General features: G+C 63.3%; 12 protein-coding genes, 1 tRNA gene and 1 pseudogene. 2 read left to right on the forward strand and 12 right to left on the reverse strand.

All coding sequences use genetic code 11. The features are described 5' to 3' along the window. Nucleotides 1–10 precede the first annotated feature (10 nt). Both J4862_RS08250 and J4862_RS08255 read left to right on the forward strand, forming a co-directional pair. On the forward strand, nt 11–1,822 hold the full coding sequence (locus tag J4862_RS08250; protein WP_211788624.1) for a RagB/SusD family nutrient uptake outer membrane protein: 1,812 nt from the start codon (nt 11–13) through the stop codon (nt 1,820–1,822). 521 nt (nt 1,823–2,343) lie between these two features. Next, nucleotides 2,344–2,414 (forward strand) — tRNA-Gln (locus J4862_RS08255). 152 nt (nt 2,415–2,566) lie between these two features. Here the strand turns inward: J4862_RS08255 and J4862_RS08260 are convergent. The 12 genes and pseudogenes from J4862_RS08260 to J4862_RS08315 all read right to left on the reverse strand — a co-directional run bounded on the left by J4862_RS08260 (nt 2,567) and on the right by J4862_RS08315 (nt 22,959). Next, nucleotides 2,567–3,817: a class I SAM-dependent methyltransferase gene (locus tag J4862_RS08260; protein WP_211788625.1), complete on the reverse strand. Its 1,251-nt coding sequence runs from the start codon at nt 3,815–3,817 to the stop codon at nt 2,567–2,569. After that, on the reverse strand, nt 3,801–5,147 hold the full coding sequence (gene nhaA / locus J4862_RS08265) for a Na+/H+ antiporter NhaA (RefSeq protein WP_211788626.1): 1,347 nt from the start codon (nt 5,145–5,147) through the stop codon (nt 3,801–3,803). The genes J4862_RS08260 and nhaA overlap by 17 nt, the downstream gene beginning before the upstream one ends. Before the next feature lie 123 nt (nt 5,148–5,270). Beyond that, nucleotides 5,271–8,246 carry a putative LPS assembly protein LptD gene (locus J4862_RS08270; RefSeq protein WP_211788627.1) on the reverse strand — a complete coding sequence of 992 codons (2,976 nt, stop codon included), beginning with the start codon at nt 8,244–8,246 and terminating at the stop codon, nt 5,271–5,273. 1,598 nt (nt 8,247–9,844) lie between these two features. Then, complete coding sequence (locus J4862_RS08275) at nt 9,845–12,169, reverse strand: TonB-dependent receptor (RefSeq protein ID WP_211788628.1); 2,325 nt, start codon at nt 12,167–12,169, stop codon at nt 9,845–9,847. 474 nt (nt 12,170–12,643) lie between these two features. Beyond that, nucleotides 12,644–13,198 (reverse strand): pyruvoyl-dependent arginine decarboxylase, encoded by a 555-nt coding sequence (locus tag J4862_RS08280; RefSeq protein WP_211788629.1) that lies wholly within the window; start codon nt 13,196–13,198, stop codon nt 12,644–12,646. Between the two features lie 150 nt (nt 13,199–13,348). Next, nucleotides 13,349–14,077: a nitroreductase family protein gene (locus J4862_RS08285; RefSeq protein WP_211788630.1), complete on the reverse strand. Its 729-nt coding sequence runs from the start codon at nt 14,075–14,077 to the stop codon at nt 13,349–13,351. A gap of 134 nt (nt 14,078–14,211) precedes the next feature. After that, the gene (locus tag J4862_RS08290; RefSeq protein ID WP_211788631.1) at nt 14,212–15,228 is read right to left on the reverse strand and encodes a peptidoglycan DD-metalloendopeptidase family protein; all 1,017 of its coding nucleotides are present in this window, start codon (nt 15,226–15,228) and stop codon (nt 14,212–14,214) included. Between the two features lie 877 nt (nt 15,229–16,105). Next, nucleotides 16,106–17,539 carry a fimbria major subunit gene (locus tag J4862_RS08295; protein ID WP_211788632.1) on the reverse strand — a complete coding sequence of 478 codons (1,434 nt, stop codon included), beginning with the start codon at nt 17,537–17,539 and terminating at the stop codon, nt 16,106–16,108. Nucleotides 17,540–17,632: 93 nt separating this feature from the next. Continuing rightward, nucleotides 17,633–18,880, reverse strand: a complete 1,248-nt coding sequence (locus tag J4862_RS08300; protein ID WP_211788633.1) for a DUF1015 domain-containing protein — start codon at nt 18,878–18,880, stop codon at nt 17,633–17,635. 38 nt (nt 18,881–18,918) lie between these two features. Beyond that, nucleotides 18,919–19,842 carry an NAD(P)-dependent oxidoreductase gene (locus J4862_RS08305; protein WP_211788634.1) on the reverse strand — a complete coding sequence of 308 codons (924 nt, stop codon included), beginning with the start codon at nt 19,840–19,842 and terminating at the stop codon, nt 18,919–18,921. Nucleotides 19,843–19,962: 120 nt separating this feature from the next. Continuing rightward, the gene (serC, locus tag J4862_RS08310) at nt 19,963–21,042 is read right to left on the reverse strand and encodes a 3-phosphoserine/phosphohydroxythreonine transaminase (RefSeq protein WP_211788635.1); all 1,080 of its coding nucleotides are present in this window, start codon (nt 21,040–21,042) and stop codon (nt 19,963–19,965) included. Between the two features lie 337 nt (nt 21,043–21,379). Further along, nucleotides 21,380–22,959: pseudogene (locus tag J4862_RS08315) on the reverse strand (arylsulfatase). Between the last annotated feature and the right edge of the window lie 75 nt (nt 22,960–23,034).

Consider the following 23,034-nt stretch of genomic DNA (forward strand, 5'->3'; position numbering starts at 1 on the left):
ATACAAGCTCATGAACAAGAATATCCTACTCCTCTGCCTCGGCCTTACGCTGGGCTCGGGGCTTAGCTCCTGCTTCGACCTGAACAAGGAGCCCGAGGGGACGCTCTCTACCACCAAGCCCTTCGCCAGTACAGGCGAGATGCAGAACTACCTAAACATGTTCTACGAGTCCGGCCTACGTACGCAGGGCTTTAGCGCTGGTGGCGGCGCGGGCATAGCGGGTGACGACGTGATGAGTGACAACATGACCAGCAGCGCCGTCAATACCCGACTGGATGGACGCTTCAGTCTCAGCAACGCCGCATCCCTGAAGACCTACGTCCACATACGTGATGTCAACTACCTGTTGACCAATCTCGAGAACACCACCGAGAAGGGCTCGGTGCGCTACAATCAGTGCGTCGGCGAGGCCTATTACTTCCGTGCCTGGTACTACTACACGTTGCTGACCAGCTACGGCGGCGTCACCTGGCTGAGCGAGCCCCTTGATCCCGTCGTGGAGCGCCTACAGCTGCCGCGCCATAGCCGCCTGGAGCTCACCGACAGCATCCTAGCGGATCTCGATCGCGCCATCGGGCTGCTGGGCGAGCAGCAGAGTGCTGCCAGCATGCGCGTACACCGCGATGTGGCACGGGCGCTCAAGAGTGAGGTCGCGCTCTTCGAGGCCACCTGGGAGCGCTACCACAAGGCCAAGGGGGATGCCTTCGCCGACCCTCAGGTCACAGAGGAGAAGGTCAAGGGCTACCTGACGCAGGCCCTCGAGGCGGCTAAGGCCGTCGTCGATCGCGGCGTGTGGAAGGTCTACAGCGCCAGTCAGCCCACGGAGGACTACCGTCAGCTCTTCCAGACCACCGACCTCTCTGCCAACCCTGAGGTCCTCTGGTACAAGCGCTACGACGGCAATGAGGTGGGGAACAATGTCAACCGCTACCTCAACCAAGGCGGCGGTGGGATAGGCCTTACGGCTTCGCTCGTGGACGACTACCTGACCCGCGACGGGCGTCCCTTCGTCGGCGCCGAGCGGCTCGAGGCGAAGAAGACCTTCGGCACCGAGCTCCAGCCCACGCTGCGCGACCCGCGCCTGGCGCAGACCGTCTGCACGCCTGGTCAACGCCTGCGTCCCGACCAACCCGCCTATGAGGTGCCGCCCTTGCTCGGGGCCTCCTACCATCAGAACATGACGGGCTATTCGCTGCTCAAGCACGTGCAGATCGACTACACGGGCAATCTCGATGCCGAGTACAAGGGCGCGACGCCAGCCATACAGTTCCGCTACGCCGATATCCTGCTGAACTACGCTGAGGCACTCGTCGAGCTCGACGGGGCGACGCACGCCGCCGAGGTCATCAAGATCCTGCACCCGCTGCGCGTACGTGTCGGGATGCCCGATGTGGACTTCGACCGTGAGTACAATACCGAGGCGGACTACCCCTTCCGACACCTTAATAAGTACGTGCAGGCGGTACGTCGTGAGCGGCGTGTCGAGCAGGCCTGCGAAGGGCGTCGCTTCCGCGACATCGCGCGCTGGGCAGCCGCTGAGGAGCTCATCGTAGGCCAGCGGGCTGTGGGGGCGCTCTTCGTCGGGAGCAACCTCAAGGGCCATCCGCGCTACGGCAATCGCCTCGTCTACGATGCCGCCACGGGCAATAATCTCTTCCTCACGGGCAAGGCGGGCGACAGCTACCGCTATATCCTCCCGAGTAATCCCGCGGGGCACGAGGCGGGCTGGGGCTTCAATCCCAAGCGGGACTACCTCCTGCCGATCAATCTCGAGATCATCTCCGCCACGGGCGGCAAGTGGACGCAGAACCCCGGTTGGTAGCCTAAGGGCCGCCGCTCTCCAAGCACTGGCCTCAGCCTTCCGCCCCTCTGCGGATCCCACCAGAGTCAGGCGCTCCCTCCTCAGCTCGCTGGGGAGCGGAGTGCCTGACCCTTTTTCTGCCCTTCCGCGCGGCCGTCCGCCCCATCCTCCCGTCCTGCTCCTTCCCGCTTCTGTCCCTCTTGTTTCACCTCCCCGAGGGGTATCCCTCAGCGACCCTTACTGATATCCCTGACGGCGCTGACTGCCGTCCCTCAGCGTGCTTACTGATATCCCTCAGACTCCCTCAGTGCTATCGCTCCCGACGGCCACAGCCTTGCCTCTCCTGCCTTATTGATCTTCCTCAGCCCCTCCCCGCCCTCCCTCAGCACGCGGACAGCCCTCCCTCAGCCTCCCTCCCGAATGTGCCTCAGCGCGCGGAGCCTCGGGCTGGGCTATTTGTCTAGTTAGCTGAGATAGCGTATCTTTGCGCTGCATTCATCTTGGCGGCCTATACCGCTTAGCCTGGGTGAAGAGCTGAGGATTGTCTCGTGGTGTAATGGTAGCACAACAGGTTTTGGTTCTGTTTGTCAAGGTTCGAATCCTTGCGAGACAACGCTAAGGGGCGCGCTGCGCCCCTTTTTTATTGCCTTGGGCTAGAGGCCTGGAGGAAGTGAAAAAGCCGCTCGCCCCATCGATCACAAGTAATCGATGGGGCGAGCGGCTTTCTTGTGGGGCGGCAGCGGGCGGCGTGCGTGGGGTAGGCTGCTAGCTGCGGCGGCAGCGGATGAGGACGGCTTCGCCCGTGGAGAGGGTAGTACCGAGGAGGGCGAAGGTGTCGTGCTCGGCGGCCTTGAGGCGACGACGCAGTTCGTCGGCAGAGAGGGGGAAGTTGCGGCAGATGATTTGCGCGGCGAGGCGCTCCTTCGCTAGACGCCTGAGGAGGGAGGAGCTGAAGGGCAGCACTTCATCCACCTCATAGCGGCGCCCGGGGAAGTCGGGGCAGGCTTCGTCCGAGGTGTAGAGGTGCGAACTGACGTGCAGCGGATCGAGGGCGTAGCGCGCGGCAAGGCTCTTGTACAGCCCCGCCTTCATCAGTGCGGCGTGCGGTAGGTAGAGCCAGCGGCCAAGCTCGGCGGCGTAGTGCGCGGTGAGGGCTTCCTCCTCGGCAAAGGCGCGCTCGAAGCGTAGGCTTTGCTCCTGCCCTGAGCCGAGGAGGCTCACCACAAGGGGGACGTCTTGGTATGAGGAGGGGGAGGGGGCAGCTAGGTCTATGGAGAGGAGTAGTTCCTTGACCTCGCTCTGGACGGCCACGACGTGCAGCTCCTTGGTCTCGGGCACGGAGCGGAGCGTGTGCTTGAGGTCGAGCATGGGGGAGACCTTGACCAGTAGGCGCGGCAGTGGCAGCCCTAGGGCGCTGTAGCGCTCGCGGATGCGGGGCAGGAGCCCGAGGAGGTCGGGCTCGCAGTCCTCGAGGGCGTAGACGCGGCGCTGGCGGTCGCTCTGCTCACGACGTGCGGGGTCGAGGTAGATAAGTGTGGGCTGATGGCGCTCGAGCAGCTCGTCCAGCAGCTCCGTGGAGCGCCCTTCGTAGATCGTGATGGGGCGGTCGGGCAGGAGGCGCGGGAGGTTGTAGCGTGCGGCGGCCACCAGCTGGGACTGCTGCTCGACGTAGACGCCCGACTGGGCTGCCGCCGCAAGGGCGCTGAAGTCCACGCCCAGTCCGCCCGTCATGTCTAGGAGACGATCTTCGCGGTGGACAAAGTGTTGCTTGTACTCCGCAGCCTGCTGGCTGGAGCTCTGCTCTAGGGCAAGGGAGGAGGGGATATAGGCAAGGACAAGCTGCCACGAGGGGAGCTTGTCCTTGACAAGGCGCTGCTGCGCCAGTTGCTGCTGTAGCCGCAGCCGCTCGGCCTGCGGGAGCTTCCTGAGGCGCTGCTCGGGCTTGGGGTGCTGGAGCAGCTGTCGGAGCTCGTCCTGAAGGGCTGTGAGCTCCTCGAGGCTAGGCGGCTGCGTCATCCTTGGGGAGGGTGCTGCGGAGCCAGAAGTAGCCGATGAGGCCCGAGGCGATGGTGCCTGCGAAGATCCCGAGCTTGGCCTCATTGAGCAGGGAGACGAGGTTGGGGGCGTCGTAGGAGAGGTTGGCGATGAAGAGCGAGACCGTGAAGCCGATGCCTCCGAGTACGGAGAGGGGCAGCAGTCGGTGGACGGTCAGCCCCTCGGGAAGGCTACACATACGTAGCTTGACGGCCAGCCAAGTGAAGAGGCTGATCCCAATGGCCTTACCGGGGAAGAGGCCGAGAAAGATCGCCGCAGGGAGCCCCAGCAGTGCTTCGGACGAGAAGCCACCGAAGGCAACGCCCGCGTTGACGAAGGCGAAGAGCGGCAGGATGAAGTAGTTGACGAAGGGCGCGATGGCGTGCTCCAGCGTCTGTACGGGGCTGATGGCGCGGGCGGCGGTGGTGCGTATCTTCTGTATGCTCTCCAGCTGCTCATGGGAGAGGACGAGGGCACCATTGGACTCGACGGCCTTGGTGGAGAGGTGGCTGGTCTGTTCGCTCAGGCACTCCGAGAGGCGCCCGATATGGACCTTGGTCCCTGCGGGGAGGCAGAGGGCGGTCAGCACGCCTGCGATGGTGGGGTGTATGCCCGAGTGGAGGAAGAGGGCCCACACCGCTACCCCGATGATGAGGTAAGGCTCTAGGGTATGGATACGCGCGCGTCCCAGCAGCAGGATCAGCCCCAGTAGAGCGATGCCTATGCCTAGGGGGAGCCACGATACATGGGTGCTGTAGAAGATGGCGATGACGATGATCCCGCCGATGTCATCCACTACCGCGAGCGCTGCGAGGAAGACGCGCAGGCTCTTCGGCACGCGCTCTCCCAGCGATGCCAGTACTGCCAGGGCAAAGGCGATGTCCGTCGCCATGGGGATCGCCGCACCCATGCTCTCGGGCTGCTGGTGGCAGATGGCGAAGAAGAAGAGGACGGGGACGATCATCCCTCCGAAGGCGGCGATGATGGGCAGCAGGGCCTTCTTGGGCGAGGACAGCTCCCCGACGAGGAGCTCCTGCTTGATCTCCAGCCCGACGAGGAAGAAGAAGATCGCCATCAGCGCATCGTTCACCACCTGGCTCACCGTCATCGTGTGCCCCGAGTGGGCAAAGAGCTCGATACCGCCTACCGATACATATACGGGGAAGTTGAGGAAGGCGTTGTAGAGGTCACTGGCGCCAGTATTGGCGATGATGACCGCTGCGATCGTCGCGATGAAGAGGAGGATAGTCGGGCTAGGGCGTAGCCTGAGTAGGCGCTGCACGAGCGTCTTAGGGGTGGTCGTAGTGGCCATTGCGTAAGGGTATAGCTGCTAGAGATGTAACTAGATGTGCCGTGAGATGATACTATAGGGATGGTGTCCCGGAGCTTCGCCCCAGTCCTACCCATAGCGCAAAGTTACTGATTATTGGTGGGCTTACCAGCTCTCGCCGGTCGAATAGCCGTGCTTGTCCCACTTGACATCCTTCAGCAGGCTGCTCTTGACCCCGATATTGATGCTGTAGCTGCGGTAGGGGCCGAAGGGGATGGCATTGGCTGAGAGGCTCCAGCAGTGCATGTCGCGGCTGATGCCTATGGTCATGTTGGCGATCTTCTTGGCGATGAAGTCGTAGCTGGCGTTGAAGTTGAGGGACCAGTTCTTCGTCGGCTGGATGCTGCCCGAGAACATCAGGCTGTGCGTCAGCCCGTAGTTGAAGTCATCGCGCACGGGGTCGAAGCTCGTCCGCGCTAGGTTCACCCCGTAGGAGAAGGACAGCGTCCAGGGGATCGATAGCTTGAGGTAGCCATCGGCGTCATACTCGCCTTCGTCGCTTTGGGAGCCGTAGAAGCTCGTCTTCTGCTGCCCGCCCTGACGTGCTGCCTGGTCTGCCAGCGAGTTCTCGCGCCCGTCGGGGCGAGGTCCGTTGAGCTCGTGACCGGTGCTGTCAGCCTGCTCCTTGCCCTTCTTGTCCTTGTCGCTCTTCTTGCCGGAGAAGAAGGCGCGCAGCTTGTCGAAGGTCTGGTTGCTCAGGCTGTAGCTGAAGGAGGTACCTGTGCTGCGTAGCCCGCCGAGGCGCTTGCCCCAGAAGGGTCGGATCTTGTCGATGCGGTACTCCCGCACCACGCCGTTGGCGTCGGTGGTGTGGCGGTAGAGGTAGGGGTCGAAGGAGCCGCCGAGGTTGATGTTGACGCTCTGCGAGAGGCGGATGTTGATGTTCGCGTTGATGTCGGCTAGGCGGAAGGAGTCGGCGGCGAGGTTGTAGCTCGAGCTCAGCGAGAGGTTCTCGATGAGGCTGATCTTCTTGGTGGTCTCGGTGCTGTCGCTCTGGCTCTTGACCTTCATCTCCAGGTTGTTGTCCACGCCGAAGGTGATGAGTGCGGCGCGTCCCTGCCCTGGCCCGCCGAAGAGGTGCCCGTCGGAGTAGCGTGAATAGCGCTCCTCGCGGGGCAGGCCCTGCTTGTCCGTATAGCTCAGCGTCTCGTAGAAGCCCCACATGGGTGCCCCGAAGTCGGGGGTGAAGCTCACCCCGATACGCGGCGTCATGCGGTGGCGTATCATCTGCACCTTGTCGCCGAAGAGGCTCCAGGGCTTGAAGAAGCCGTAGAGTGTGGTGCTGAGGTTCGCGGAGGTGTTGAAGTCATAGGCGCGGCGGAAGCCGTAGTCACGCTCCCAGACGGTGCGGTCGAGGTCGGGGTCGTAGACCTTGTGCGAGCTGTAGCTGTACCAGCGCTCGTTGTAGTTGGCCCCGAGGGTCAGGTCGATGTAGTCGAGGAGCTTGTAGGAGGCGGAGATGGGGATATTGTGGCTCATCCCGTTCTGCCAGTCGCGGGTGAGGCTGCTCCTGAAGAGGCGGTTCTCCTTGGTGGAGATGCTATTGCGCAGCTGTCCCGAGTAGCTGATGCTGATCTTCTCGTACCAGCGCTCTGCCCCCACGCGCTGCTTGCGGCGGAAGGGGTAGATACGGTTCATGCTGATGGAGACATTCGGCAGGCTCATCGTGACCATGGAGTCGGAGGAGGTCTGCGTCGCATCGATGCTGGCGGAGAGGCGCCAGGGGGTGCCCGTGAAGGTACGGCTGTAGTTGATGGACGAGTTCTTGGTATTCTGCCCCGCCACCATGGGGTTGTAGAGCGTCGACAGCGAATTGTGGTTGTAGCTGCTGGTCGAGTAGTTGACGCTGGCCGAGAAGCTCTGCTCGGGGTTGGCCTTGGGGTCCTGCGTGTGCGTCCAGCTGATGCGGAAGTCCTTGCTCTGGCTGAAGTCCCCCGCTACGTCTCGGTCGCCCGTCTTGGTGGTGAGGTAGCTCATGTTGAAGCTCCCGTTGTAGCGATAGCGCTTGCGGTAGTTGGAGCGCGCATTGACGCCCCAGCTGCCCAGCGAATACCAGTCCCCCGTCACCGACAGGTCTACATAGTCATTGAAGGCAAAGTAATAGCCGCCCTCGCGGAGGTAGAAGCCGCGGCTGCTCTCCTCCCCGTACTTGGGCATGACGATGCCCGAAGAGTAGGTCTTATTGAAGGGGAAGAAGCCGAAGGGTAGGCCTATGGGCATGGGCACATCCGCCAGGACGAGGTAGCTCGGGCCTGCGACGACGTTCTTCTGCGGGCGGGCCTTGGCACGCGTCAGCTGGAAGTAGAAGTGCGGGTGCTCGTGGTTGTCGCAGGTGCTATAGCGTCCGCCCTCCATGAAGAGGCAGTTATTGCTCACCAGCTTGGTGCGCTCGGCCGTGATGTAGCCCTCGCCCTGCTGCGTCACGGCGCCCGTGATGTAGCCCTTGCTGGTCTTGAAGTTGTAGTTCAGGCTCTTGGCCTCGTAGCTCTCGCCGCCGTCGCGGAACTTTGGGTAGGCGCTGGCCTTGCCCGTGCTATCGATGATGTAGTGGGCGAAGACCAGGTTGCTGTCGAGGTTCATGCGCATGAAGCGCGCGTCCATCCCCTTATCCTTGTAGTCGATGCTGCTCTCGCCGAAGAGGTAGGTGAGGCTCTGCCCGAGCAGCACCATCGAGTCCTGCGCCTTGTAGGCGATGATGTCGTCGAAGGTCTCTCGGCTGCGGCGTCTGCGCTCGGCGGCGATGCTGTCGGCACGTGCGGCGCTATCCAGCACGGCAGGGCGAGCCGTCTGTAGGCTGTCTCCCGCTCGGCGGACGAGGCTGTCGCCTGGCTTGCCCGCGGAGCGAAGGCGATTGCCTAGGCTGTCGATCGTGAGGTCGCTGGAGTCGGGAATGAAGGCGGAGAGCTGGCGTAGGGTGCTGATGCTGTCGCCGACGCGTCGGGATGCACTATCTCGGACCGAAGCCTTGGCGGCCTTGGTCTTTGCTAGGGGTGCTCTATGTCGGGAGGCGCAGGCTGCCAGCAGCAGCAGGCTGCAAAGGCACAGCGCTAGGCGCCCGCTTCGGTCTATACGTCTACGCATCTATAGCAGGAACGCAGCGAGGGGCGCTATCGGTGTACCTCGCTGGGGAGGCCTGCCGAGCTCGCAGCTCACTGCAGGCGCAAAGATACGACATTCTCCCCGCCTATAGGGGGAGGGCAGAGGGATATCCCGCGCGAGGGCTGCTCCCTCTCTGTCTGCTTTGCTAGGGCTGAGGGTCGCCCCTGCAGGGCTCTTGTCTTTTTGCGGTGGGCTAACCCAGGGTTTGGTCGCCCTTTCAGGGCTGCGCACCCTGGGCTTTGAAGGGATTGCCCCGCTGGGGCTTGCGCGGCTGCTGGTGGCCTATAGGGGCGGGGTGGTCGTGGATTGTTTTGTGTCTTAGCAGAGGGATATCCCGCACAAGGGCCGCTCCCTCTTTGTCTGCTCTGCTAGGGCTGAGGGTCGCCCCTGCAGGGCTCTTGCCTTTTTGCGGTGGGCTTACCCAGGGTTTGGTCGCCCTTTCAGGGCTGCGCACCCTGGGCTTTGAAGGGATTGCCCCGCTGGGGCTTGCCCCGCCGCTGGTCGCCTATAGGTGCGGGGTGTTCGTGGATTGTTTGTGTTGTGGCAGAAGGATATCCCGCACTGTGGCCGCTCCCTTTTTGTCTGCTTCGCTAGGACTACGGGGGCGGAACTCCCAGCTTTAGGGGAATCCGCCTCCTGCCCGCTGCTCGCTTGCCACGATGGTTGAGGGTCGCCCCTGTAGGGTTCTTGTCTTTTTGCGGTGGGCTTACCCAGGGTTTGGTCGCCCTTTCAGGGCTGCGCACCCTGGGCTTTGGAGGGGTTGCCCCGCTGGGGCTTGCGCCGCCGCTGCTCGCCGATAGGTGCGGGGTGTCCGTGGATTATTTGTGTCGTGGCAGAGGGATACCCCGCACTGTGGCCGCTTCCTTTTTGTCTGCTTCGCTAGGGCTGAGGGTACGGAGCTCCCAGCTTTAGGGGAATACGCCTCCTGCCCGCTGCTCGATTGCCACGATGGTTGAGGGTCGCCCCTGCAGGGCTCTTGTCTTTTTGCGGTGGGCTAACCCAGGGTTTGGTCGCCCTTTCAGGGCTGCGCACCCTGGGCTTTGAAACGGATCGCCCCGCTGGGGCTTGCGCTGCCGCTGGTGGCCTATAGGGGTGGGATTATCGCCTGCCTGCTTGGCATTTCTTAGAGCTCTTTCGGGGATAGGTTAGCAGCTTCTAGTGGGGAGCAAAGCCCCAGCGGGGTGATCCCTTCAAAGTCTAGGGTGTGGGCCTAAATGCGATACCAGCAGCCGCGCAAGCCCCAGCGGGGCGATCCGTTTCAAAGCCCAGGGTGCGTAGCCCTGAAAGGGCGACCAAACCCTGGGTTAGGATTGGATAAATAAGGACAGAGCCCTGCAGGGGCGACCCTTAATGTCTGCAGGCGGCTCGTTGGGGGCTGTTCGTCGGGAGGGGGGCGAAGAGGGGCGGCTCAAGGTGAGCGGCTAGGGAGGGGGGCGCTGAGGGATATCCATCAGCCCTCTGAGGGACGTCAGTCAGCGCGCTCACTGATAGCCCTCAGCGCCGTGAGGGATATCCATAAAAGGCGCTCCCCCCACGGCAGGGCGTGCAGCCTAGCCGTGAGGGGAGCGAGTAGAGGAGGCTTAGAAGCGCAGCCCAAGCTCCAGGCCGAAGGTGCGGGGCGCACTCAGCTGAGCATAGTTGCTCCCCATCAGTCGGTAGGAGAAGATCTGGTAGCTGCGGTTGAGGAGGTTATTAGCCCAGAGGGCGAGGCTCAGGCGGCCATGCTCCGCCCCGAGGCGTGCCCGTAGCGTGGTCTGCATGGGCTCGCGGTATTGATTGGCTTCGTCCCAGTAGATAGCGCCGACGCCCGAGGCTTCGGCCTCCCAGAAGAGGCGTAGCCCACGCGCTACCTCCTCGCTATAGGCGAGCATAGCGCTGAAGCTGTGCTGCGGGATGAAGGGGACGTGCTTGTCCTTGATCCCAGCGCCCGCCGTCTCGGTGAAGCGTGCGTCGGTATAGTTGTAGCTGATCTGTGCGGTCAGAGGGGCGAAGATCCGCTGTGAGGCACTGAGCTCGAGCCCAAGAGCCTGGGAGGCGCCCGCATTGCCCACCACACGGCCTGCACCACTGGCGACGAAGCGCGTGAGCTGCAGGTCGTGCACCTGCTGCAGGTAGGCCGAGAGCTCGAGGCGTGTGCCCGTCTCGGGGCGCTCATAGCGGCCGCCCAGCTCGTAGCTCCAGCTGGTCTCGGGGCTGTAGGTGGTGCGTGCAGCGATCGTGGAGCGGTCGAAGGGCTGGGAGCCCGAGCCCGGGCTCATGGCCATGCCATCCTGCAGCTGCACCTGGGCGATGAGCTCGGAGAAGCCCTGCTCGTTGAAGCCGCCTGCCTTAGCCCCGCGTGTGACGGTGGCGAAGGCCTGAAGTCCCTCCAGGGGTGTCCACTGTAGGGCGAACTTCGGGAGCAGCTGCCAGCTCTCGCTCTGCTGCCTGCCCTCGAGGCTCCCCGCAGGGAGCGTGATGGCGAGCGGACCGCGAGGCGTCGTGATCTGCAGCGGCATAGGATAGCCTCCGATGCGGTAGTCCAGCTGGTGATGCTCGTAGTCGAGGCGCAGCCCAGCGGTGAGCGTCAGCTGGGGCAGCAGGCGCAGTGCGCTCTCGTGGTAGAGGGCGATCCCCCATTCGGGCTGCTCGAAGGAGTTGGTATTCACCACGCCACGGCGCTGGGGATCGACGTAGCTGAGGTCAGGCATACGGCGCGCGGCCTGCGGGTTGGTACGCGCTAGGGCGGCCTTCATACCGCGGATGGCGCCGTTGATCTGCCCGCTGATCCCTGGGTAGGAGAAGTGTACGGGCGCCTCCAGCTGCTTGGGGTCGTAGTAGCCGAAAAGGCCCAGCGTCCAGCGATAGGCTGCCTCGTGCTCCCCACGGCTGCGCAGGATCAGCTCCTGCGTCAGGCCGTGCTCGCGCAGCCGCTGCTGCACGTGGTAGAGGTCGGCGGCCGTCTTGTCCATATCCATCTCCGTCTGGTCCCATAGGTACTGGTAGCCTGTGGCAGACTGCAGCTGCATGCGCTCCCACTGGTAGCTCAGGAGGTAGCGTAGCGCCAGCGAACGGCGGCTGTAGGTCTCGGGGGCATCACTGCTGAGCGGGGCGACCTTGCCCTCGGGGCTCACCTGGCGGTAGGGGAAGGCTCCCTGATCTACGTAGTCGCCCGTCGCGCTGAGGGCCATCTGTAGGCGCTCCGTGGGGCGGTACTCGATCTTGAGGAAGCCCGTGAGGCTGCGGAGGCTATCCTGCGCACGCCCCGTGGTGACGTTGTCGAAGTAGCCGCGGCGGGTCGTCCCGATGAGCCCATAGCTAAGCCCCCAACGCTCCCCGAGGCGTAGGCTCTGCTCGAGGCTCGCGCGGTAGAGGCCGTGGCTGCCCATCGAGAGGCGTAGCTCGCCGCCTGGGCGCTCGAAGGCCGAGCGCGTGTAGTAGTTGATGATCCCCGACTGGGCATTGCGTCCGTAGAGCGTGCCCTGAGGGCCGCGCAGGACTTCGATACCTGAGATGGCGGGGAGCTCGAGGTTGAAGCCCGCCTTGTTCAGTACGGGCACCCCATCGATATAGAGGCCTATGGTCTGGCCGACGCTGCGCGCGCCGCTCCCACGGAGGTAGATGGCGGCACTGCGGCGCGAGCCGTAGTCAGGGATGAAGAGGCTGGGGACGCGGCTCGTCAGGTCGGTGAGCTGCTGCACGCGGTAGCGCTTCAGCTCCTTGCGGCTGAGCCAGCTCTGCGCTGCGGGCTGTAGGCCCGTGAGTGCGGTGGGGCGCTGGGGGATGTAGGCGCTGACGATGACTTCGTCCAGCTGATGAGCGGCGAGGGTATCTATCCCTTCGGCGGCAAGGCTGAGGGGGAGGGCGGTGAGGCCAAGGGTAAGCAGCACCCTAAGGGGTACTTGTCTCGTGTAAACTTGGGACATCTACGGATTGGCGTTAAGTGCTTTGTAATCGAGTGCTAGCGGCTGCTAGCGGGCGCAAAGGTAAGGTAGCACACCCTCCGCGACCATAAAAGGGCGCTCACAGGGGCAAATTCGCCCCATTATAGTTCGAGCCCCTTCCTAATGGCTCGCCAAGTAGTACGCCTTCGCCCTAGCCCCGCGCTGTCGAGGCCATCACTGAGGTGCCCCGCTTATCCTTAGGGCTCCTCCCCGTGCAGCCTCTGTCAGGAGCGCTTCGCCCGCCTGCTCTGTGCCCTCACCGACCTACTTTGCCGCCTCGGCCGAGCTCCGTACCTACGCTTCTTTCCCCTCTCCTCCGCCCTTCGCCGCATCACAGAGGCGGCCGCCCCATAGCGATAAAAAAGGACCGCCCTCGACAGCGCTGCAGCTCGTGGCTGCGCTGTCGAGGGCGGTCCCTCAGAGGCTCCCCAGCTCGGGGAGCCCTAGCGTATGATGCTAGAAGTGGCGCTCTACAGGCTCTACCTCGGGCAGCTGGAAGTCGACGAAGCAGAGGCCAGCCAGTGCCGTCCCATAGCGCTTCTCGATCGTGATCCCCTCGGTGACGAAGTTCAGCTCACCTAGGTAGTAGTGCGCGTAGGTCTTCTGGTGCAGGTCGTTGATCACGCGGATCAGACGTGCCTCCAGCTCCTCGATACGGTAGCGACCGCTTACCTCGCAGACGAGTCCCCCGACCTTCTTGTCGAAGTTCTCATCGGCATACATCCAGGCGTAGACGACACCCGCGGAGACGAACTCGTCCTGCTGACCGTGCGATACGGCGAGGATGGTCTTCAGCTCGGAGCCAAAGGGCGGCAGGTCGATCTCGTCCATCGATGCGATGTGCGCCGTGGCGGGCAGCACCGAGGAGTAGACCATGATGTTGAAGTCCGAGATCCCAGCGTCGTGGAGCGCCATGTGGTAGGAGCCTGCGTGCAGCTCGAGATCGGATTCGCCGCTACCCTTCGTGATGAAGAAGGTGTGGGGGATGAGATTCCCTACGTACTTGCTCATTTACTTTGTCGTACTGTTCTATTGTGGTTATGATACTTGTCTTGTGCTCTTGCTCCACCTGTCTGCCACAGCTCTGCTGGTCGTGGGGGAGACGAGACGAGCATACAAAGGTACATTATTTCTACCTAAGCAGATACACGCGCCACAGGGCTAGGAGCCGATGCGGTGATACTGCTGGTGGAAGGGGAGACGGAAGCGGCCGCCCTCAGGGCGCTCCGTGCTGCGGTAGCCGCAGGCGATGAGCATCGTCAGCTCACTGCCGCGCTCCAGCCCCAGGAGGCGTGCCACACGGCGGCTGTCATAGCCCTCCAGCGGGCAGGTGTCGTAGCCCTCCTCGCTCATCCCGAGCAGGAAGCTCTGGATCACCAGGGCGCAGCTCTTGTGTAGCACCGTCCGCATGGCGGCCTCCGTCGTCTCGCGGGGGACGGGGCGCACGAGGCCGACGAGGGTGAAGAGGGCTCGGCGAAGCTGTCCCCACAGCCCCCAGCCGCGGCGGTAGAGGAGCGGGATGAGCTTGCCGTAGTAGTTCTCCTGCAGCGCTAGGTACTTCGGCCACTTATCCTCGGGGAAGTGGCGGGGGAGGTCCTCACGCTGGAAGGCCAGCACCGCCTTGGCATGGGCACGCCAGCGCTGCGGGGTGATGGCGAAGGCCACGAGCTGGCTGGCCGTACGGACGGCACTCTGGTCGAAGCACGCAGGCGCCAGCCGTGCGATGAGCTCAGGGTCGGTGATGTGGTAGCACTCCCAGAGCTGCATGTTGGAGCTGGTAGGGGCGAGTGCAGCCTCCTCGAGGCGGCGGCGTACACGCTCGCTGTCGAGCGGGCGCTCGGGGTCGAAGTAGCGCACCGCGCGGCGCCGCTGGAGTAGGTCGTGAAGCATAGGGGAATGGCGCTGCGGGGCGCTGGGTGAAGGAGTTAGGACTAGGGTAGGGGTGCTAACGAGGCAGCCCCCTGCTCTGCCGCTGGGCAGGGCTAGGGGGCTGTGTATGCTCTTGGGTGGCTGCGCCCTTGGGCTTAGCTCGGGATGCGCAGGGTGCGCCCGATGCTGAGCTTAGACTTGGCGCTCATCCCGTTCTTACCCGTGAGCTGCTTGACCGAGATCCCGTAGTGCGCAGCGATGGAGCTGAGCGTCTCACCCTTCTTGATACGGTGGGTGCGGAACTGGTCCTCATTGGCCTTGCCGCCCTTCTTGGGTCGGGCCGCGACGCGAGCCATGGCGTGGGAGCGTGGCGTGCGGTAGGCGCCCTTGACGAAGGCAAAGACGTCGAAGCGGGGGACGCCTGCCTGGAAGTCAAAGAGGTCAGAGGGGTCGATGGGTACGCCCATGAAGCGGGCTTCGAAGTGCAGGTGTGGGCCTGTGCTGCGCCCCGTGCTGCCGCCGAGGCCTATGGGATCCCCGGCGCGGAGGACGGTACCCTCACGGACGATGGAGCGGCTCATGTGGCCGTAGACAGTCTCTAGGCCGTTGGGGTGGCGGATCACGACGTAGTTGCCGTAGCCCCCAGGCTCGTAGCTCTTGACGCGCACCTTACCCGAGAAGGCGGCGCGTACGGTGTCGCCCGTACTGAGCTTGAGGTCGGTGCCGTAGTGCATACGGCCGAAGCTGTGGCGGTAGCCGTAGTTCGAGGTGATCTGACGGGTGTCAATCGGCATCACGAACTCCTGTAGGTCGATGTCCTGACGGTCAGGGATGTTCACCGACATCCCCGCGAAGGGATTGACGTAGCTGCCCCAGGAGTCTTCTCCGTAGAGCTCTGATGCGGGAGCCTCTAGGTTGGGCTCCTCCTTTGCCTGTCGCAGGGCAGACGCTCGGCGCTGCTTCTCTGTCTTCAGGCGGTTCTTGATCTCGAGGCGGTCGGCAAGCAACAGATGTTCACCCCCAGTGGTGGTGTGCTGCTGCCCGGCTGCTGTGCGCGTCTCCTTGCGAGGTGTCTGAGTCTGTGCCGCGAGGCTGCCTGCAGTCCAGGAGCTCACGGTCGTAGCCATCAGACACAGAGACGCGCATAGCAGGCGTCTTTGGTTTCTTGTCATACCAGCTTTAGATACGTTAATACTATCAGTTGCTCGGGGCGCGTCCCCGGGCAAGTCCCCGGTGTAGTCAGCAGGGAATCGAAGACAAAGATAATCAATTACATACAAACGGTGCTCCTGCACAGAGACGCCGCTAGTGTGCAGCTGATAGCCCTTCGTCTAGGGATTACAAGGATCTAACGCCCTCGCCTCGCCCTTTAGTGTGGGCGCCCTCGGAGGGCTCATCCGAGTGGCTTCGCGAGGCGCTCCCCCCTTGGCTCATAGCCCTTCGTCCCTTGCTGTCGAGACGCTAGGTAAAGCTCTCAATGGACGCCCGCTAGGCCTCTAGCGGAGCGCAGCCTTGGGCAGCCGTAGCCTCCCCGCGTGGGGCTAGCAGGCGGGGCTGTCCTTGCGGTACTCGGCGGGCGTGACGCCGTAGTGCCGCTTAAAGGCGTGGTAGAAGCTCGAGCAGATTACCAAGGGGATCAACAACATGGGTAAGACGACGCAAGACATGCTTGACCGCCTTATTACGGAGCGCGGACGCCTCTACCTCGTGCTTCGCTCCACCGCCCGAGGCGCTTCCCCCAGCCCCTACGCCTCCTCCCCCCCCCCTAGGGGGAGGGGCTCCGTGAGGGATATCAGTCAGTGCGCTGAGGGACGGCAGTCAGTGCCACGAGGGGTATCAGTGGGCGCGCTGAGGGATATCCCTCAGCAGCATGAGGCCGAGCAGCTAGGAGCTGGAGAGAAGTCAGGTAGCCTCGTGCAGCGCCCGCACGTGGCGGGCTGAGGGTATATAAAGACGGGGCGACACTCCCAGGTAAGGGAGTGCCGCCCCGTGTCGCGCTTGAGGGGTAGGTGCTGCGTGCGGCAAGCTGCCGAGGCCGCCCGCAGTGCTCTAGAGCTCGACCTCGCTGCTATTGACGAGGATGGACTGGACGGAGATGGCGCTGTGCTGCAGACGCTCCTCCACCAGTAGGCTACGCTCCTCGCTGAGCGCACGCGGCACGGCCATCCCAGGGGCCGAGATCTGCGTGACCTTGATCTGATATTCGTGCCCACGCACCAGCCCGTAGCGCCCCAGCGAGCTCATCGTCGGGGCGGCGCTATCGTCGTAGTGGCGGATGGGGATGTAGTAGTAGTTCATCGCCTTGTGGTAGAAGGCGATCCCCTCCCGCTCGAAGGCCTTCGCGAAGGAGCCCTCGGTGAGCTGTGCCCGCTCTACGGCCTCCCGCAGGGCTTCGCTGGGGAAGCTCTTATCCTTGAGCATCTTGAGGAAGGCACTTTGGCTATAGCGCTGCCCGCGGAAGCTCAGCCAGCCCTCCTCCTCGCCGAGCGTCAGGCCACTCGGGATATAGGCGTAGCGGTAGCAGACCGTGGGCACCAAGGCTGCCTGGTAGCAGGAGGGCGGCAGCGTGCTCTCCTTGGCATAGATCTGTGTCTGGCGCTGCCAGCCTGCCTCCGCCGCGAGGGTCACTGGTGCCTTGGCCCAGCTGCGCTCGGGGTCTAGATAGTGCTCGCTGCTGTAGTAGGCGAAGTAAGGCGTGAGCTCCGTCGGGGGCTTCACCGCCCAGCTGTCGTAGTGAGGCCCCTTGGGGTAGCGGTCCTTGGGATCGGAGCTGTCGTCATAGCGCTCCATGCCGCCCGTCCGGAGGAGGCCCAGGGGGCGCAGCGGGATGAGCTGACGGCGCTGTGCCGTCAGGAGATAGCTCGGGGCGGCCTTGCCCTTATTCGCCCCAGCACGCAGCTCGGGATCGCCATAGACCAGGACGCGTGCCAGCAGCGGCTCGAGGGTGATGGCCTGGGTCGTGGCGCTGAGGTCGAACTGCGCCTTCGACACCTGTACCGCCCCGCGCGCATTGAGCATGGGCAGCGTCTCCACCGAGCGCTCCCCGTAGAGCTGGGTCGTCGTGAGGACGAGCTCTTCACTGAGGGCGGTGAGCGGGCTGCCCTCCTGCGTCAGCGAGACGAGAGCGGGGACGGGATTGGCGATGACGATGAGCCGATAGTCCCCGATGGGGAGGCGAAGGGCGAGGTCCGCCAGCTCCGCCGCGGACTGGATCTCCCGCTCACGGACGAGGGTCACGGCGTCCTGCTTCGCCCCGCCGTAGAAGACGAAGCGCAGGTGCGTGATCTGCTGCATGGGGTCTTCGCTCAGGCTAAGCCCCCGCAGCTGTATGGTGCGTGCTGGGGAGATACGGAGGTGGAGCGTGCCCTCTGCTGCGGGGCGCGGGTCGAAGCGATGGGAAGCGTTCTCGGGACGAGGGCTGTCGGCGCAGGAGCCGACGAAGCCGAGCGCCAGCAGCGCCAGCGCCAAGGAGCGTATGCTCATGGTAGTAAGATTGAGGTAAGGGGTGTAGGGAAGTAAAAGTAGTAGCCCCTAGCCGCGATGTGCTAGGGGCTACGCTAAGGGAGAGACGAGCGGCTAGACCAGCTCGTGGATGATGAGACCGGAGCGGAGCTTAGGCTCGAACCACGTCGTCTTGGGCGGCATGATCGCCCCACTGTCGGCGATGTCGATCAGCTGCTTCATCGAGACGGGGTAGAGCGCTAGGGCGAGCTTCATCTCACCGCTATCGACGCGCTTCTTCAGCTCCCCGAGGCCACGGATGCCACCGACGAAGTCGATACGCTTGTCGGTACGCAGATCCTTGATGCCCAGCAGTTCGTCGAGGATGAGCTGGGAGGAGATCGTGACGTCGAGCACGCCGATGGGGTCGTGGTCATCGTAGGTACCGGGGCGTGCCGTCAGCGAGTACCAGTGGTCGCCGAGGTAGAGGGAGAAGTTGTGCAGCGCTGCGGGGTGGTAGATCTCCGTCCCCTTGTCCTCGACGATGAAGTGCTCCTCGAGGCGCTTCAGCAGCTCCTCCTTAGTCAGCCCATTGAGGTCCTTGACCACGCGGTTGTAGTCAATGATGGTGAGCTGATCATCAGGGAAGCACACGGCCATGAAGTAGTTGTACTCCTCGTCCCCACGATGATTGGGGTTCTGGCGACGCTTCTCATCCCCGACCAGGGCAGCAGCGGCAGAGCGGTGGTGACCGTCGGCGATGTAGAGGGCGGGCATCTCGGCGAAGAGCTCCGTGATGCGGGCGATGTCCTTCTTATCATCGATGATCCAGAACTCATGGCCGAAGCCGTCCAGCGGTGCGATGAAGCTGTAGACGGGCTTGGCGGCCGTGTACTTGGCTACGATGGCGTTGATCTCAGCCTTGGCAGGGTAGGCGAAGAAGACTGGCTCGATATTGGCATTGTTCACGCGCACGTGCTTCATGCGGTCCTCCTCCTTATCCTTGCGGGTCAGCTCATGCTTCTTGATGACGCCCGTCATATAGTCCTGGACAGCAGCACAGACGACGAGGCCGTACTGCGTCTTCCCATTCATCGTCTGGGCGTAGACGTAGTAGTTCTCCTCGGGGTCCTGGACGAGCCAGCCCTTGTCGCGGAATCGGCGGAAGTTCTCAGCAGCCTTAGCATAGACCGCCTCGTCATGCTCATCCGTGCCGACGGGGAAGTCGATCTCAGGGCGGATGATATGGTAGAGGGACATCTCGTTGCCCTCGGCCTCGGCACGAGCCTCCTCACTGTTGAGGACGTCGTAGGGACGAGAGGCGACGCGCTCGACGAGCTCCTGGGGGGGACGTATGCCCCTGAATGGTTTGATGATCGCCATAGCTGTAGGTATCTAGGGGGTGTGTGACGGCGGCTCGACTACTTGTTGAGACGGAAGCGCTCGTTGCCCTCCTTGATGAAGCCCACGATCTGTCGGGCAGCGGCCAGCCCAGCGTTGGTATTGGCCTCAGCCGTCTGGGCACCCATCTTCTTGGGCGTGGAGAAGTAGCGCTCACCGAGGGCAGCCTCGTAGTCCTCGTGGGCTGCGGGACGGATGTCGGAGAGGAAGCGCAGGTCCTCACGCTCCTTGAGCAGCTCGAGCAGCTCGGGCTCGTTGATGATCTCCTTGCGGGCGGTGTTCACGAGGATCCCCTTCTTGGGCAGCAGGCTGACCAGCTCGCGGCCGATGGAGCCCTTGGTCTCGGGCGTGGCGGGGATGTGCAGGGAGACGATGTCGCAGGTGGAGAAGAGCTCGCGCTGGCTAGCTACGGGGTGTACGCCCTCCTGCTGCATGACCTCGGCAGGCGTGAAGGGGTCGTAGGCGTAGATATCCATGCCGATACCCTTGGCGATGCGTGCGACGTTGCGCCCCGTATTGCCGTAGGCCAGCAGGCCCAGCTTCTTGTCCTTGAGCTCCGTGCCCGAGGCGCCGTTGAAGCGGTTGCGGACGGTGAAGAGCAGCAGGGCGAAGACGAGCTCAGCCACGGCATTGGCGTTCTGCCCTGGGGTGTTCATGACGCAGACACCATGGGCGGTAGCTGCCTCGAGGTCTACGTTGTCGTAGCCTGCGCCAGCACGCACGACGATCTTGAGCTGGGGGGCGGCGTCGAAGACCTCCTGGTCGATGATGTCGCTGCGGATGATGATGGCGTCGACATCAGCGACGGCAGCCAGCAGCTCGCTCTTGGCGCTGTACTTCTCGAGGAGGACGACCTCGAAGCCAGCCTCGCTGAGGATGGACTTGATCCCTGCTACGGCGGGGGCAGCAAAGGGCTTTTCGGTGGCAATAAGGACTCTAGACATAGTGTTGATGTAATGATGATGCGTGTCGTGTGGGATAGATATAGGTGCAGGCAGCCGCGCCTCGGAGCCCCCCGCTGTGGCGAGGAGCTCCGAGCGTAGTGCCTTAGTGTAGCGGGGGGCTTACTTAGCGACCTTGCGCTCGAAGTCCTTCATCGTCTGGACGAAGTACTCAACGCTGCTCTTAGGCATAGCGTTGTAGAGCGAAGCGCGGAAGCCGCCTACAGAGCGGTGTCCCTTGAAGCTGACGAAGCCGCGGGCGGAGGCGAATTCGTAGAACTCCTTCTCCAGCTCCTGGTAGGCGTCGCTCATGACGAAGCACACGTTCATGATCGAGCGGTCCTCCGTATTGACCGTACCACGGAAGAGGGGGTTGCGGTCGATCTCGTCGTAGAGGATGGCGGCCTTCTCGAGGTTCATCTGCTCCAGTACCTTGACCCCACCGAGCTCCTTGTACCACTTCATCGTCTGCAGGGCGACGTATACGGGGAAGACAGGAGGCGTGTTGTACATCGAGTCCTTGTCGACGTGCGTGCGGTAGTCGAGCATCGTAGGCAGTGGACGATCTACGTGGCCGAGGGCGTCGCGACGTACGATGACGAAGGTAGCCCCTGCGGGTGCGATGTTCTTCTGCGCACCGCCATAGATGAGGTCGTACTTAGCGATATCTACCTCACGGGTGAAGATGTCGGAGGACATGTCCCCTACGAGGCGGACCTTGACGTCGGGATCGTAGCGCAGCTCGGTACCGTAGACGGTGTTATTGCTCGTCAGGTGGAGGTAGTCGATGTCGCTAGGCACCTCACCGGTGAGCCAGGGCTTGGGGTACCAGACGTAGTTGTCGGCCTTGGAGGAGAAGCTGACTACTTCGCCGAAGAGCTTAGCTTCCTTGGCAGCCTTGTTTGCCCAGGTACCAGAGTCGACGTAGGCCGCCTTGGTCTTCAGCAGGTTCATGGCTACCTGAGCGAACTGAAGGCTGGCGCCGCCCCCGAGGAAGAGCACTTCGTAGCCCTCAGGGATATCGAGCAGCTCCTTCATCAGACGGCGTGCCTCCTCCATCGTAGCGGTGAACTCCTTGCCACGGTGAGAGACTTCGAGGATAGACAGGCCAGTGCCTGCATAGTTAAGGACGGCAGCAGCTGCATCCTTGATCACGCTTTCGTCCAGGATGGAGGGTCCAGCGGAGAAATTGTGCTTCTTCATAAGAGCAGATATTTAGTGATGAATAATAGGCTTGTACTTCGGGGCTCAGCCCGCGGCACCCCATAGGGCGCACGGGGGCTAAACTCCTAGAGCAAAGGTATTAAAAAAACATACATCAGACGACGCACCGTAGACATTCGCTGGAGGTAGGGTTAAGGCGCATCCTAAGCCGCTCGAGCTAAGGATCTTAAAAGACTTACGGATACCCCCACTCCGAGCCCCATCGGGCCTGTGGTGAGGCTCGGGTCGTGCCGCAGGTCTGTTAGAATGCTAAGGTTTGCCCCGACCTAAGCCCCAAAGAGCTGCGCAAAGTGAGGCAAATCGCCTCATCCCCGTGCTACTCCTCGCCCGCACGGATGCGCTGCTCGAGCTGCTGGAAGCGTCGCACGAGCTCGGGGTGCTTGTCGGCCACATTGTGCCGCTCCTCGGGGTCGTGCTTCAGGTCGTAGAGCTGCGGGGTGGGTAGGTAGCCCGTCTCGATCTTGGGCCCCCAGGTGATCATCGGCCCGTGCGTCGAGGGGGCGATATACTTCCAGCGCTCGTCGCGTAGGCCGAGCGTCTTGTCGGCCGCCTGCTGTAGGATCCAGGGACGGCTCCGACGGCTCTGCCCGAGCCATACGGCTAGCTGGTCACGGCTGTCGGGGGCAGCCTCGGCGGGGAGCTGGATGCCGAGTAGGGCGGCGAAGGAGGCCAGCCAGTCGGCCTGTGTCACCAGCGCCTCACTGCTGCGCCCCGCACGGACGACGCCCGGCCAGCGGACGATGGCGGGATGCGCGTACCGCCCTCGAAGGCGCTGTACTTATACCCGCGATAGTGCCCCGAGGGGTTGTGCCCCCCTAGGAGCTCCTCGGCGCGGTCGTCATAGCCGTCGTCGATGACGCCGCCATTATCGCTGGAGAGGACTACCAGGGTATTATCCGCGATCCCGAGGCTATCCAGGGCACGCAGCACCTCCCCTACCGACCAGTCGAACTGTACGATGGCATCCCCACGCAGCCCCATACTGCTCTGCCCGCGGAAGCGTGGGTGGGGGAAGCGCGGTACATGCACGTCGTTGGTGGCGAGGTAGACGAAGAAGGGCTCCGCGCGCTGGCTCTGCTCACGGATGAAGTCGATGGCGTGCCGCGTGATGGAGTCGGCGATGTCCTCATCCTTCCAGAGCGCCTTACCCCCGCCCTTCATATAGCCGATGCGGCCGATGCCGTTGACGATGGACATGTCGTGCCCGTGGCTGGAGCGTAGGTTATAGAGGAGCTCTGGATGGGTACGCCCTGTGGGCTCGCCCGCGAAGTTCTGACGATAGTTCACCTCAATGGGCGCCGTGGGGTCGTAGTCCGCTACGCGCCCGTTGTGCATGAAGACGCAGGGCACACGGTCGGCAGTGGCCGCCATGATGTAGGACTCGTCGAAGCCCAGATCCACGAGCCCTGGCGTGACGAGGCCATTCCAGTCCTGAGTCCCCGTCTTGTCCCCCAGCCCCAGATGCCACTTGCCGAAGGCCGCCGTGCGGTAGCCCGCGGCCTTGAAGAGGTCGGCCATCGTGTACTGCTCGGGGCGGATGATCATGCCCGCATTGCCTGGGGCGACATCCGTGCCCGCCCGACGCCAAGCGTACTGCCCCGTCAGCATGCCGTAGCGCGAGGGTGTGCTAGTGGCGGCTGCGGCGTAGGCGTTGGTCAGGCGTAGCCCTTGGCTGGCGAGGCGGTCGATGTGGGGCGTCTTGACATTCCGGGCACCGTAGCAGGCGAGGTTGGCATAGCCGAGGTCATCGGCGTAGATGATGAGGACGTTGGGGCGTGTGGTGGGGAGCTTGGCCTTCGCCCCAGGGGCGGCGGGCTGTGCGCTGGCCGCAAGGGGGAGCGCTGCTGAGGCGGCCAAGAGACGCCCGAGGCGGAGAGCTTGTGTTTCGCTGAGCATGATGGTGTCTGATTGATAGGACAAAGGTACTAAGTCTCGGGGCTCGCTGTGCAGCCACAAGGCGGCTCGGGACGT

The sequence above is a fragment of the Porphyromonas sp. oral taxon 275 genome (assembly GCF_018127745.1).
Taxonomy (GTDB): Bacteria; Bacteroidota; Bacteroidia; order Bacteroidales; family Porphyromonadaceae; genus Porphyromonas.